The 13871-nt window shown below is 62.3% G+C and carries 12 protein-coding genes and 1 pseudogene; 3 read left to right on the top strand and 10 right to left on the bottom strand.

Annotated elements, in window-relative coordinates:
• Window positions 1-2: 2 nt before the first annotated feature.
• The 6 genes and pseudogenes from IAG25_RS07165 to IAG25_RS07140 form a co-directional block, all read right to left on the bottom strand.
• Entirely contained in the window at window positions 3-890 is an 888-nt protein-coding gene (locus tag IAG25_RS07165) for a dihydrodipicolinate synthase family protein (protein ID WP_187604227.1), read from the bottom strand.
• A 50-nt stretch (window positions 891-940) separates the two neighbouring features.
• Window positions 941-1240: pseudogene (gene glyA, locus IAG25_RS07160) on the bottom strand (serine hydroxymethyltransferase); the annotation flags it as partial.
• Between the two features lie 5 nt (window positions 1241-1245).
• Window positions 1246-2127, bottom strand: a complete 882-nt coding sequence (locus IAG25_RS07155; RefSeq protein WP_187604226.1) for a glycine betaine ABC transporter substrate-binding protein — start codon at window positions 2125-2127, stop codon at window positions 1246-1248.
• 55 nt (window positions 2128-2182) lie between these two features.
• Complete coding sequence (locus tag IAG25_RS07150; protein ID WP_187604225.1) at window positions 2183-3070, bottom strand: ABC transporter permease; 888 nt, start codon at window positions 3068-3070, stop codon at window positions 2183-2185.
• Window positions 3067-4353 carry a quaternary amine ABC transporter ATP-binding protein gene (locus IAG25_RS07145; RefSeq protein ID WP_187604505.1) on the bottom strand — a complete coding sequence of 429 codons (1287 nt, stop codon included), beginning with the start codon at window positions 4351-4353 and terminating at the stop codon, window positions 3067-3069. Before IAG25_RS07145 ends, IAG25_RS07150 begins: the two co-directional genes overlap by 4 nt.
• Window positions 4354-4738: 385 nt before the next feature.
• The gene (locus tag IAG25_RS07140) at window positions 4739-6439 is read right to left on the bottom strand and encodes a cytochrome c biogenesis protein DipZ (RefSeq protein ID WP_187604224.1); all 1701 of its coding nucleotides are present in this window, start codon (window positions 6437-6439) and stop codon (window positions 4739-4741) included.
• A gap of 242 nt (window positions 6440-6681) precedes the next feature.
• On the opposite strand from IAG25_RS07140, the gene IAG25_RS07135 reads away from it, so the two are divergent.
• Window positions 6682-7245 (top strand): thioredoxin family protein, encoded by a 564-nt coding sequence (locus IAG25_RS07135; RefSeq protein ID WP_187604223.1) that lies wholly within the window; start codon window positions 6682-6684, stop codon window positions 7243-7245.
• A 53-nt stretch (window positions 7246-7298) separates the two neighbouring features.
• On the opposite strand, the gene panS is transcribed toward IAG25_RS07135, so the two are convergent.
• Window positions 7299-8258, bottom strand: coding sequence for a ketopantoate/pantoate/pantothenate transporter PanS (gene panS / locus IAG25_RS07130; protein ID WP_187604222.1), 960 nt, complete (start codon window positions 8256-8258; stop codon window positions 7299-7301).
• A 312-nt stretch (window positions 8259-8570) separates the two neighbouring features.
• Here panS and IAG25_RS07125 point away from each other — a divergent pair, with 312 nt between their 5' ends.
• Together IAG25_RS07125 and IAG25_RS07120 are read left to right on the top strand one after the other, a co-directional pair.
• On the top strand, window positions 8571-9080 hold the full coding sequence (locus IAG25_RS07125) for a DUF6622 family protein (RefSeq protein WP_187604221.1): 510 nt from the start codon (window positions 8571-8573) through the stop codon (window positions 9078-9080).
• Between the two features lie 123 nt (window positions 9081-9203).
• Window positions 9204-9998 (top strand): DUF899 domain-containing protein, encoded by a 795-nt coding sequence (locus IAG25_RS07120; RefSeq protein ID WP_187604220.1) that lies wholly within the window; start codon window positions 9204-9206, stop codon window positions 9996-9998.
• Window positions 9999-10005: 7 nt separating this feature from the next.
• On the opposite strand, the gene IAG25_RS07115 is transcribed toward IAG25_RS07120, so the two are convergent.
• The 3 genes from IAG25_RS07115 to IAG25_RS07105 form a co-directional block, all read right to left on the bottom strand.
• A complete protein-coding gene (locus IAG25_RS07115; protein ID WP_187604219.1) occupies window positions 10006-10860 on the bottom strand; it encodes an alpha/beta fold hydrolase in 855 nt (284 codons plus the stop codon).
• Window positions 10861-10873: 13 nt separating this feature from the next.
• Window positions 10874-12595 carry a ubiquinone-dependent pyruvate dehydrogenase gene (gene poxB, locus IAG25_RS07110; RefSeq protein WP_187604218.1) on the bottom strand — a complete coding sequence of 574 codons (1722 nt, stop codon included), beginning with the start codon at window positions 12593-12595 and terminating at the stop codon, window positions 10874-10876.
• A 424-nt stretch (window positions 12596-13019) separates the two neighbouring features.
• Window positions 13020-13817 (bottom strand): transporter substrate-binding domain-containing protein, encoded by a 798-nt coding sequence (locus IAG25_RS07105; protein WP_187604217.1) that lies wholly within the window; start codon window positions 13815-13817, stop codon window positions 13020-13022.
• Window positions 13818-13871 lie beyond the last annotated feature (54 nt).

Genomic DNA, 13871 nt, shown 5'->3' with positions numbered 1-13871 from the left:
CGTTACTGAGCGTTGCGCAGCAAGGGTTGAACGATCTTGGCGAAGGCACTGCGCTCTTCGTCGTTGAGCGTGCCGAGCGGCGCGCGCGCATTGCCGACGCGCGTGCCCGCGAGTTCACATCCATACCGCACATACTGGATGAACTTGCCGCTGCGCTCCAGCAGTTCGAGCACCGGAAGCAATTGCGTCATCAGCTTGCGGCCCGCGATGAAATCGCCACGCTTCACGCATGCTTCGAGCAGATCGGTATGCGCTTCGGGCAGGAAGTTCGAAGCGCCCGCAACCCAGCTTCGCACGCCCCACGCGAAGAACTCGAGCGCCTGATCGTCCATGCCGCAACTGAGGACGAAGCGCTCCGGCAGATGCGTCGCGAGATGATGCAGATGCGCGATATCGCCCGTGCTTTCCTTCATCGCTGCGAAGTTGGGGCGCGCGAGCAGCTTGTCGAGGACTTCGTCGCCGATCGCCGTGCCGGTGCGTGCCGGAAAGTTGTAGAGCATGATCGGCATGTCGAGCGCGTCATCGACCTTCAGCAGGTGAGCGAGCAACTCGTCCTGCGTCGGTTGCGTGTAATACGGCGCCGCGACGAGCAACGCGTCATAGCCCGCGCGCTTCGCTTCCTGCCCGATACGCACGACTTCCTTCGTCGTGGTCGCGTTGATGCCCGCGGTGAGGTACGTCTTTCCGCCGACCGCCGACGCCACCGTGTCGAACGTCTTCACGCGCTCGTCGAAACTGAGCGCATAGTATTCGCCGGTGGTGCCGCCGACCCCCATGCCCGACACGCGGCCCACGAGACTGGCGGCGTGTTTGCCGAGCATCTCGTGATCGATTTCGCCGTCGTCCTTGAACGGGGTGACGAGCGGAGTATGAACGCCTTCGAAGCTCATGATCGTGTCTCTCTGATGAAAAGATAGTGTGTGGTCATGCGCGATGCGCGTCAGACGAGCGCTTCCGCATGTGAATAAAGCGGGTACGTGCCGCACAACTCGCGCACGCGGGCGCGAACCGAGCGCTCCACGTGCTCGTCGCCATTGCGCGCATGTTCGAGCGCGGCCAGCACGTCGAGAATCATTGCGCCAACCTGCTCGAACTGCGCGACGCCGAAGCCGCGCGTCGTCGCCGCGGGCGTCCCGAGGCGGATGTCTGAGGTCACAGTCGGGTTCTCGGTATCGAAGGGAATGTTGTTCTTGTTGCACGCGATGCCTGCGCGCTCCAGCGCCTTCTCCGCCTGCATGCCCGTGTTCACTGCGCGAGCCACGCCTTCACCTCGTCCGGATGCGCGTCGACGAACTTCTTCGCGGCCGTCGCGTAGTCGTTGGTCGAATTGCCTTCGAATTCGATCGACTCGACATCCGCGAGCGTCAGCTTGAAATGCTTGAAGAATACATCCGCACGCGGAAACTTGGTCGCGAACTGCTTCGATGCGAAAGCGTGAACCTGCTCCTCGCCACCCAGCGTGCCTTTCGGGTCTTTCAGATAGCGCATCTGCCATTTCTGGAACAGCCAGTGCGGGCTCCATACGGTCGCGACGATCCATTGCTTCGATCCATATGCGCGCTGAATCGACGCGAGCATGCCGGCCTCGCTCGCCGATTGCAGCTTGTAGCCCGACAGGTCATACGCCTTGATGGTCTTCTCCGATGCCTGCATCAGACCGCCGCCCGGCTCGATGCCCTGGATCACGCCGTTGAGCTGCTTCTGCACCTCGGGCTTCTTCAGGTCTTCGATCGATGAAAGCTGCGACTCGGGCACATACGCGGGCACGGCCCAGCCATTCTTGCCGCCCGTGTAGATGATGCCGACGTCGTCGAGCGTGTCCTTGTAGCGCGCGACATACTGGCCGTGCGTCACCGGCAGCCATCCGCCGACCATGATGTCGAGATCCCCGCGCGACACGCCCTGATACTGGATGCCGATATCCGCCTGAACGAACTGCACCGGCTGCTGGAGCTTCGTCTCGAGCACGTACTTCGCGACATTGGCGACCGCGAGCACGTCGGCCCAGTTCGTCACGGCGACTTTGAGAAGCTCGGCCGAGATCGCCGGATTCGCACCGGCCCCGAACGCCACGATGGCCGGCGTCACGATCTTGATTATCAGGGATTTTATGAAGCTGTTATTCATTTCGGACTCCGTATCTTGCGGTTCAGGATTTGAGATATTGGCGACGCTGTGTTGCTCAGGTTTGAGCAGTGTTTGCGGCAGGAGCAGGCTTGACTGGCGTGGAGACGACCTTCTTTTTCTTCTTCGACTTCACGCCGAAACTCTCCGTCAGCCGATCGAGAATGATCGCGAGCAGCACCACGCCGAGGCCGCCTTCGAAGCCGATGCCGATATCGAGCCGCTGAATGCCGCTCAGCACGTATTCGCCGAGCCCGCCCGCACCGATCATCGATGCGACCACCACCATCGACAGCGCCATCATGATCGTCTGGTTCACGCCCGCCATGATCGAAGGCAATGCATTCGGCAACTGAATCTTCCAGAGCAGTTGCGCATCCGTGCTGCCGAACGAGCGTCCCGCTTCGAGCAATTCCTCACGCACCTGGCGAATGCCGAGCGTCGTCAGGCGCACGACCGGCGGCATGGCGAAGACGATCGTCGCGATCACCGCGGGCACACGTCCGAGACCGAACAGGATGACCGCGGGAATCAGATAGACGAACGCGGGCATCGTCTGCATGAAATCGAGCAGCGAACGCAGCACGACTTCCACACGCCTGTTGCGCGCACCCCAGATGCCGAGCGGCACGCCGATCACGAGACTGAAGAAGGTCGCCGCGACGACGAGCGCGAGTGTCGAAGTGGTCTGCGCCCAGAGGCCCATATAGTTGATCACATAGAGCGCCGCGCCGACGAACACCGCGAACACCACACCTCTTCTCCACAGCGCGAGGGCCATGAGAATCACGAGCATCACGATGAACGGCACCGCGCCGAGGCCATCTTCGAGCAGCTTGATGACCGCGCCGAGCGCGGCCGAGAATGCGTCGAAACCGCCGCGAAAATGCGAGAAAAGAAAGTTGACTGCGTCTTCGGCGACCTTTCCAAAAATCGAGGAATTCATGCTGCTCTCCGCTCCATGACCTGCTTGAGAATCGTGCGGCACGACACCACGCCCGCGAGTCTGCCCTGTTCATCGGTGACCGGCACGTCGTGCTCCTGGCCGAGCGCAATGGTCGCGAGTTGATGCAGATCGGCTGTCAGCGGGACCGCCGCGACATCGCGCAGCAACGCGTCGCTGATCGGCCGGTTGCCGTTCTTGTGCAGCGATGCAGGCGTCACGCAGCCCTGATAGCGCCCTGCCTCGTCGCAGACGTAGCCGCATTCGGCGCCGCTGTCGATCAGGCCGTTCAGATAGCGCTCCGACGGCGCGCTCGTGTTGCACGCGATGAGACCGCGCTCGACCTTCGTCATCAGGCTCGATGCTTCGAGAAAGCGCGATACGTCGACATTGCGGAAGAAGTCGCGCACGTAATCGTCGGCGGGCGACTGGATGAGTTCTGCCGGCGTGCCCACCTGAATCAGGCGGCCGTCTTTCATGATGCCGATGCGCCCGCCGATCTTCACCGCTTCTTCGATATCGTGCGAGATGAACACGATCGTGCGCTGTTCTTCCTTCTGCAGGCGCAAGAGTTCGTTCTGCATCTCGAAGCGGATGAGCGGATCGAGTGCGGAGAACGCTTCGTCCATCAGCAGCACGGAAGGATTCACCGCCAGCGCGCGAGCAAGACCGACGCGCTGCTGCATGCCGCCCGACAGTTCGCTCGGCAACAGCTTCTCGTAGGAAGCGAGGCCCACGCGCGTCAGTGCGGCGCGTGCGACTTCATAACGATCCGCCTTCTTCTTGCCCGCGACTTCGAGGCCGTAAGCAATGTTGTCGATGACGGAGCGATTCGGCAGCAGCGCAAAAGACTGGAACACCATCGCCATTTTTTCGCGGCGCACGGCGCGCAGTTCGGGCGTGCTCATCGGCGCGATGTCGCGGCCTTCGAGAATCACTTGTCCCGAGGTCGGCTCGATGAGGCGGTTGAGCAGACGCACGAGCGTCGATTTGCCCGAGCCGGAAAGACCCATGATGACGAAGATCTCGCCCGCGTTGACGGCAAGGCTCACATCGTCGACGGCGACCATATTGCCGGTCTGCGCGAAGATTTCGTTGCGGCCGAGGCCCTGGTTCAATAACTCCTGAGCGCGGTCCGGCTTCGCGCCGAAGATCTTCGAAAGGTTTTTGACCGTGAGGATCTCGGTCTGGGACGCCGCAACCGATCGTGCCGGCGATACGGTTCCCGACTGCGAGGGAGCCGGATTCGTGACGTCGTTCGGTGCGAGAGTCAGGTTGGGAATCATCGGTTCAGTCACCTGGCAAGTTCGAGAAAGGGATTTGTCGCTGCCGGAACATCTCGGCGTTCTTTGCGGTGAATGAAGCGTACATGGCCAATTTCGATCACCCACCGACATTTTCTGAGCACTTTCCGATACTTCTGGTAATGCATGCGGGCAGTGCAGAAGCTGCTCGAGCATGGTGCGGCGTTGCGCGTGGGCCGCTGAACCAGAGCCGGCGCGGCTTTGCGGCGACAGGGTGTGCGCGTGGGCGAAGCGCGCCACGCGATCTTTCAAAAGAGACGCTAGGGAATGCACCTAGCCGGAGCCGTCCGGATGACTTTTTCTGGTGGTAAAGACGAAAAAACGCCGCGCATCGGCGCGGCGTCGAAGGGGAAAGTCAGCAAGCGAGTTAGCCGAAAGTGAAGCTATACGCTTGTGCGCCAGAATCGAGAAATTCGATTTCGAAAGTGCGATCGACGACCACGCCCGTCTGACGCACGAGCTGATAAAGACGCGCGTTCGTCACGACACCGCTGCCGTCGGCGGCGATATCCGCGCCGTGTGACGCGCCCGGCGCCGCGCCATCGATCGTCACGCGAAAGCGCACCGGCTTGCCATCCGGCGATGGCCCGAGCACGAGATGCGCCGCCTCTGCGCCGACGTTCCACTTTCCATCGAGCGCCCAGTCGTTGAGCGAGAGTCGCGCGGGCAGCGTGTAGGTTTCGATGGCATCGGGCATCACACGTTGCGGCGACGCGAAGCCTTGCGCCTGCCGGTAGCCCACATAGGTCTCGTCCGAACCGATGTCCGCGGGGTCGGCCGCCGCCTGCGCGCCGCTGCCCTGCACGGTTTGCGCATCGCGGGCGGTCATCGACGCGCCGTTATCGGCGAGTAGCTGGCGAATCGCGTTCTCCGTCTCGCTGTATCCGCCTTCGCCGAAGTGATGAAAACGCACGCGCCCTTGCGCATCGACGATATAGAACGCCGGCCAGTACTGATTGCCGAACGCACGCCAGATGCCGTAGTCGTTATCGACGGCAACGGGGTACTTGATGTTCAGATTCGCAAGCGCGCGCTTCACGTTTGCCGTGTCGCGCTCGAAGCCGAACTCGGGCGTATGCACGCCGACCACGACGAGCCCGTCATCGCCATAACGTTGCGCCCATGTCTTGAGATACGGCAGCGTACGCAGACAGTTGATGCACGAATACGTCCAGAAGTTGACGACGACGACCTTGCCGCGCAATGCATCGGCGGAAAGCGGCGCGGAATTGAGCCAGGTCGTCGCGCGGTCGAGCGATGGCAACTTGCCCTGAACCGGCAGCGCGGCCGTCGTCGATACGCGCATGATGCGTGCGCCCTGTCGTGCATCGTGCGACGTCTGTTTCGCCTTCAGCACGCCGACGAGCTTGCTCTCGATGCCGTTCGTCGGCGCGCCGGGGATATGCGCGAGCACGCGCGTGTCGAGGCCCGTCGCGATCGCGGCCACGGTCAATACGACGAGCGCGCCCGTTGCGCGGCGCAGATGCTCGCCTACGCCGAACGAACGCTTGAGCATGTCCAGCGCGCGCTTGCCGAGGCTCGATGCTATTGCCAGCGAACTCGCCGCGCCGATGCCATACGCGGCGAGCGCCGCGGCCGTGTGCCAGTTCGCGCCATGCAAGGCCGCGCTCGTGAGAATCACGCCGAGGATCGGCCCCGCGCACGGCGCCCACAGCAGCCCGGTCGCCGCGCCCAGCAGCATCGACGAAGCGATGCGACGCGTCGTGCCCTGCGTCTGCGAACGCGCGACGATGCGGTCCGCGAGCGCCGATAACGGACGCGTGAGCCGCTCGGCAATCGACGGAAACAGCAGCGCCGCGCCGAACAGCCCGAGCGTCGCGAGCGCGATCCAGCGGCCGTATTCGTTCAATTGGGCGGCGCCCGCGAGACCCGCGACGCCGATGCCGGTCACGAGCGCGAACGTGCCCGCGAGCCCGATGAGAAGCGGCAGGCGGTCGGTGACGAAGGGCTTGTCCGAGCGCGCGAACACGAACGGCACGACCGGCAGGATGCAGGGGCTCAGCACGGTGAACACGCCGCCGAAGAATGCGATGACGATGAGTGACATGAGATCGGTGTTCCGTGGAAATCGGTTGGACGGACCGGCATCGGACGCCGGGGAAACGGCACATCAGGCCATGTGACGTATTTCAGCGCCTTCATGTATCGCGGGAATTTCAGAAACGGGCCGCCGTGCAACGCCATGTATCGGCCGCGCCGCCGGATACATGGCGATACAAACGGGACACGCGCCCGATACATCCGCGCGCTTCAATACGCTTTACCGCCAAACCGAAAGGAGAACCCGCCATGTTTGCCCGACTCAAGATCGCCGCCGTCGGCACTGCCATGATCGCAGCGCTCGGCGCCGTCGCGGCGCTCACCGCTTTTTCATCGACCGACTCTGCGGCCGGCATGAAAGCGATGCAGCAGACCGGCGCGCAAGCCCCCGATTTCGCCGGCATCGATAACTGGATCAACAGCGCGCCACTCGATCTCGCGCAGTTGCGCGGCAAGGTCGTGCTCGTGGACTTCTGGACCTTCGATTGCATCAACTGCGCGCATACGCTGCCGCACGTGAAGGACTGGTACGCGCGCTATCGGGATAAAGGACTTGTTGTAGTCGGCGTGCATACGCCCGAATACTCGTTCGAGCGCGACACTGGCAATCTGAAGAAAGCTATCGCGAAATATGGAATCGAATATCCGGTCGCGCAGGACAATCGATACGCAACGTGGAATGCGTATAACAACCAGTACTGGCCCGCGCTCTATCTGATCGATCAGAACGGGAAGATCGTGTACACGCATTTCGGCGAAGGACGCTATGCGCAGACTGAGGAAACGATTCGCGGGCTGCTTGGAGTGAAATGAAAAAAACGCGCCGGCATGGGCGCGTTTTCTTTTACTCGATTGCGTGCGCACGCTCAACTCTGCCGCGCGACGACGCCTTGTGCATCGGTATCGCGCGTCGAGCCTTTCGCCGGGCGCCCCGCCCAATAGCCCGCGAGCATCGATCCCGACAAGTTGTGCCACACCGAGAACAGCGCGCCGGGCAAGGCCGCGATCGGCGTGAAATAGAGCTTGCCGAGCGTCGCGGCGAGGCCCGAGTTCTGCATGCCGACTTCGATCGCGAGTGTGCGGCAGACGGCCTCGTCGAAGCCGAGCAGACGGCCGCCCCAGTAGCCGCCCAAAAGACCGATGCCGTTGTGCAGCACTACGCCCACCGCGACGACCATGCCCACCGACGCGATGCTCTTCTGCGTGCCGCCGACGACCGCCGCGATGATCAGCAGGATCGACACCATCGACACGAGCGGCAGCATCCATTCGATCTTGCGCACGAGCTTGCCGAACAGATGATTCACGACGAGGCCGATGACGATCGGCAGCGCGACGATCTGCACGATGCTCATCAGCATGCCGTGCACATCGACGGCAATCGATGCATCGACATAAAGACGCGTGAGCAGCGGCGTCGCGAACACGCCGACGAGCGTCGACAACGCGCTGATCGTGACGGACAGCGCCACATCGCCACGCGCGAGATAGATCATCACGTTCGAAGCGGTGCCGCTCGCGACGCTGCCGACGAGCACCATGCCCGCCGTCAGATCGGGCGGCATGCGCAGCGCTTTCGCGATCGCCCATGCGGCGAGCGGCATCACGAGGTAATGCAGGACGATGCCCGCGATGACCGGCGCGGGCCGTGTGAAGACGCGCCTGAAGTCGTCGATGGAAAGCGTGACGCCCATCGACAGCATGATGACCGTCAGAAGCGTCGTGACGTGCGGCGCGATGCCCGTCACGGAAGAAGGCGCGCAATAGGCTGCGACGGAAACCAGCACGGCCCAGAGCGGGAAAAGTCGGGTGATGCGGGCAAGCATGAAAACAATCCTCGAATGTCGTTGCGTAGCGTGTGTGGTTCAGCGAAAGCGGCGGTGCGCGGGATGACCGGACGGACGCAGACGGAAGGAAGTTTGCCTTCGTGAGGCGGACGCGGCCCGCAATGCCGTCAATGCGCGGGTCACACGCATCTCCGGCCGAACGGCGGGCAGGCCGCATTTTACCCGTCGCGCGGCCGAGTTTCGGGGAGCGCTTAATACACGCGATGCAATCGCCCGGTTCGTTCGACTCATTCGCAGCTAATTCTGCGGCGGCATCATGCGCATCAAACAACCGGTCTGAAGGAGATGAACATGACACCAATCGCCATCATCCAAGGCACGCCGACATGGGTCTGGGTGCTGCTCGCATTCCTGCTGTATCGCGGCATCAAGGCCATGCAGGCCAGCACCACGCCGATTTCGAAACTCGCGATCATCCCGCTCGTTTTTGCGGGCATGGGCATCGCGCATCTGATTTCGTCGCCGCTCACGGGCGTGGCCGCTGTCGCCGCGTGGATCCTCACGCTCGGGGTGGGCGTCATGGCCGGCGTGTTCAACGCGAGCCGGAGCCGCTTCATCGTCGATCCGATCGCTCGCACCGTGATGCTGCCGGGTTCATTCGTGCCCTTGCTGCTGATCGCCGCCACGTTCATCGCGAAGTTCTGGCTCGGCTTCGAGATGGCAACCGTGACGAACCTGTCGGCACTCGTGACGTATGGCGTGATCGACGCTGCGGTATCGGGTGTCGTCGCGGGCATGTTCGCCGGACGCTTCTTCACGTACTGGAAAACGATGCACGCGCTGCGCGCCTCGTGGGCCTGATTGGTCTGCGCGCAACCTCCGGAAAATGCCGTCACACTTGTTACTCCCCGTCAGCCGCATTCGGGTGCAGACTGGTTCACGGCGAACAACGAGCAAGAGTTCAACTCAGGAGGTTGCAAAGCCATGACTACATCAGACGAAAAAGGAACGACGAGCGAACAGACTGAGATGCGCACGCCGCCCGTGGTGTCGGAACAAGCGTGGGAAGCGGCGCGTCAGGAGTTGCTCGTGAAGGAAAAGGCCCACACGCGCGCCCGCGACGCGCTCGCCGCCGAGCGTCGCCGCATGCCGTGGATGGCCGTGAAGACGGACTATGTGTTCGATGGTCCCGACGGCAAGATCGGCTTTCTCGATCTGTTCAACGGAAGGCGTCAGTTGATCGTCTATCGCGCGTTTTATGAGCCCGGCGTGTTCGGCTGGCCCGAGCATGCGTGCCGGGGCTGTTCGCTGGTCGCCGATCAGGTCGCTCATGTTGCGCATCTGAATGCACGTGACACCACGCTCGTTTTCGTATCGCGTGCGCCGCAGCAGGACATCGCTCGGCTAAAGGAACGCATGGGCTGGAACATTCCGTGGTTCACGCTGACGGATCGTTTCGATGCCGACTTCGGCGTCGAGGAATGGCACGGCACGAACGTGTTCTTCCGCGATAAAGATCAGGTCTTCCGCACGTATTTCCTCAACAACCGCGGCGACGAGCAGATGGGCAATACCTGGAACTATCTCGACATCACGCCGCTTGGACGTCAGGAGCTATGGGAAGATTCGCCCGAAGGCTATCCGCAGACGCAGACCTACAAGTGGTGGAACTGGCACGATAGTTATGTCGACGATGCACCGCCCGACCGGAAATGGGTGGAAATATCCGACGCGGGCGAAGCGGCATTTCGCGCCGAAAGTGCTAAAAACAAGGGGTGAAGTTTAGTTAAGGGCGCTGCGTGTGCATGAACGTCAGCCATTCGCCGACGATAACCTCGGGCGCGTCTTCCTGCATCAGATGTCCTGATCCGGGCACACGCGTGAAGCGCGCCTGCGGAATCAGCGACGCGAGTTCGACACCGCGCTCGACAGGTATCCACTCGTCTTCCTCGCCCCATAGAATCGACACGGGACATGTCAATTCGCCATAGCGCGATTGCATTTCATCGGTATAGCGCTGATCCATCTGTGCAATCTGTCGATAAAACGCGGCCTGTCCTTTCTCGCCCGTCCAAGGCCGCGTATAGATTCGCAATGTCTCTTCCGATAACTTTCGATACGCCGCGCCTTGCAGGTACGCATCGAGCATCGCTTGATGCATGTACGGCGGCACGCCTGCGAACGCGGCTTCATGTTGACGCACATGACGCACGAAAGGCGATCCCCAAGGCGCCACGGCAACCGGATCGACGAGCATCAGCGAACGATAGGCGCAGCCGTTCAGCAATGCCGCCCTGAGCGACGTCGCGCCGCCGAAGTCGTGCGCGAGCACGTCGGGCAATGCGCCGTTCCAGTCGGCGCGCCAATGGGCAATCAGCGACGCGAGCACACGGTTCTGCACGCCGAGCGAAACATCCTGATCGTCGCGCATTTCCGAAGCGCCATAGCCCAGCAGATCGAAGTAATGCACGCGCCGCGAACGGGCCGCAATCGGCGCGATACGCCGCCATACCTGCGATGAAAACGGCGTACCGTGCACCAGCACGAGCGGCGCACCCTCGCCGATCACGCCGTAGCGCACGGCCTGCCCTTCGAAGTCGAACACCTGATCGAGCGGCAAGCCGTCTTTCGCTTCGCTCATGGCGCTGTCCCGCTCAACGCAGGTTCGTGCGCGCGAGTTCGACGATTTCATCGCCGCGGCCGCTCAGAATCGCTCGCAACATATAGAGGCTGAAGCCTTTCGCCTGCGATAGCTCGATGGTCGGCGGCATCGCGAGTTCATGCTTCGACGTGACGACATCGACGAGCGCCGGCCCCTTGTGCGCGAACGCTTCCCGCAACGCGTTCTCCAGTTGCTCCGACTCTTCCACGCGCACCGACCAGATGCCCGCGCCCTTCGCGATCTGCGAGAAATCGGTCTTGCTCAGATCGACATTGGTGTCGAGATAGCCGCCCGCCTTCAATTCCATCGACACGAAACCGAGCAGGCTGTTGTTGAACACGACGACCTTGATCGGCAATTCGAGCTGCACGGCGGACAGCAGATCGCCGAGCAACATCGACAGGCCGCCATCGCCCGATAGCGACACCACTTGCCGTTGCGGTTGCGCGGCCTGCACGCCGAGCGCCTGCGGCATCGCGTTGGCCATCGAGCCGTGATTGAACGAGCCGTGCAACTGGCGCTTGCCGTTCATCGTCAGATAGCGCGCGGCCCAGAGCGTCGGCGTGCCGACGTCCACGGTAAAGATCGCGTCTTCGGTGGCGATTTCATCGACGAGCTTCGTGAGGTATTGCGGATGGATCGGACGTCCCGGCGCGGACGGCGTCGCGAGATCGTCGAGGTCCTTGCGCGCGGTCGCATAGTGCTTGAGCGCGTTCTCCAGAAAGCGCCGCTCGTCCTTGCGCTGAAGCTTGGGCAAGAGCGCCGCCAACGTTTCCTTGATCGTGCCGACGAGCCCCATTTCCAGCGACGCGCGACGACCCAGTTGCGAGCCGCGCCAGTCGATCTGCACGATCTTCGCCTGCGGCGGATAGAACGGGCGATACGGAAAATCGCAGCCGAGCAGGAGCAGCGTGTCGCAGGACATCATCGCGTGATAGCCCGAACTGAAACCGATGAGCCCCGTCATGCCGACATCGAACGGATTGTCGTACTCGATGAACTGCTTGCCGCGCAGCGCATGCACGATGGGCGCGCCGAGCGTATCGGCAAGCGCGACGACTTCGTCATGCGAGCCGGCGACGCCGCTGCCGCACATGATCGTCACCGCTTCGCAGCCGTTCAGAAGGTCGGCGAGTCTGCCGAGGTCCACATCGGCCGGCACGATCGCGCCCGGCGCGCTCGCAGTCCAGCGCGGTTCCACGCTCGGACCCTCGCTCAATGCGACATCGCCCGGCAACACGATGACCGCGACGCCGCGCTGATCGAGCGCCGCGCGCATCGCACGCTCGAGCACGCGTGGAAACTGCGATGCATTCGACACCAGTTCCACGAAGTGGCTGCATTCCTTGAACAACTCCTGCGGATGCGTTTCCTGAAAGTAACCCAGCCCGATCTCGGTCGACGGGATATGCGCGGCGATGGCGAGCACGGGCTGATGATTGCGATGACAGTCGTAGAGCCCGTTGATGAGATGCAGATTGCCCGGCCCGCAACTTCCGGCGCACACGGCGAGCTTGCCCGTGGTGGCAGCATCCGCGCCCGCCGCGAAGGCGGCCGCCTCCTCGTGGCGCGTATGCATCCAGCGGATCGAGCCCACGCGATCGAGGCTGAATGCAAGCCCGTTCAGGCTGTCGCCCGTTACGCCCCAGATGCGTTCCACGCCCGCTGCCGCAAGCGTCTTCGCCAGATAGTCCGCAATCGTGTTCTTTGCCATGATGCTTCCTGTGATGAAGAGAGGGAGTCCAATGAGTGGCGAATCCGCGGCCTGAGCGCGGCCGCGAATTCGGAATGGCTCAATGCATGCAGGATTCAAAACGCAAAGCGAGTGTACGCCGGAGCGCCGCGGCTTGTCTCGAACGGTGCCGACGCCTCATGGCGCCGTGATGCAGCGTGGTGTGCTAAGGGCTTACGGGCACGGCGATAGCGGCATTTCGAATGCATTATTCGCCGACGAATCTTGTATGCCGAATTCAAACGACAAACGGGGCCGAGTCGACCGACTCCGCCCCGCTCTTTGCTCTGATTGTCGGATCGCCCTGCTTCACGCTCGGCCGCTCGATCTGCACGATGAAGCCGATCCGTCGGGCATGTCACACGGGCCGCTCGAAGATCCCGCGTGGCTCGCACCTGATTGAAGCTCAGGCGCCCTTGCGCACGGTATCCGGCAAATCGCGTCCGTGGTACTTCTTGTAGATCGTGTTCAGATTCCCGTTCTTCATGTTCGTGCCGACCCAGTTGTTCACCCATTCCTTCAGGCGCGGCTGATCCTTGTTCATCGCGATGCCGAGATCGAAGGTCTTCTGTTCGAACTTCATCTCGATGTTGCGTTGCGGCGCGCGATCCTGCATTTCCTTCAGGTTTGAAGGCGTGCTGGAGAAGATTTCGACCTGGCCCGTGACCATCGACGTGATGAGCGTCGCGTCGTCCTCATAGCGCTGGATCTGCGCGCCCTTCGCCTGTTGCGTCGTGAGCGTGTCGTTCACCGTGGCGCGCGTGAGACCGATGGTCTTGCCGTCGAGGTCCGCGTAATCCTTCACCTTGATCGTCTTCACGCCGCCGACGATGATCGAGATAACCGCATACGGGTTCGAGAAATCGACCACCTTCGCGCGCTCCGGCGTAACCGACAGCGACGAGATCACGAGGTCCGCGCGCTTCGCCTGCAGCGTCGGAATGCGTGCGGCGTTGGTGATCTGCACGAGTTCGAGCTTCACGCCGAGATCTTTCGCGAGCGCGTTTGCGGTATCGACGTCCGATCCCGCGGGCTTCAGATTCTGATCCGCATAGCTGAAGAGCGGCGTGCCGATCGCGATGGCGACGCGCACGACGCCCGCCTTCTTGATGTCGTCGAGCTGATCGGCCATTGCGCTGTGCACCGCGCCTGCCATCATCAAGGTTGCAAGGGCCGCGCGTGCAATGATTGTCTTCGCTTTCAAGTCGAGTCTCCGTCGTTATTGATGTTGCTGGATGCTGCTGGATAAGATGCTGCG

Origin of the sequence: Caballeronia sp. EK, assembly GCF_014384845.1 — a bacterium.
In the GTDB taxonomy this organism is placed as follows: Bacteria; Pseudomonadota; Gammaproteobacteria; order Burkholderiales; family Burkholderiaceae; genus Caballeronia; species Caballeronia jiangsuensis.
This window is presented reverse-complemented; position numbering and strand designations above follow the sequence as displayed.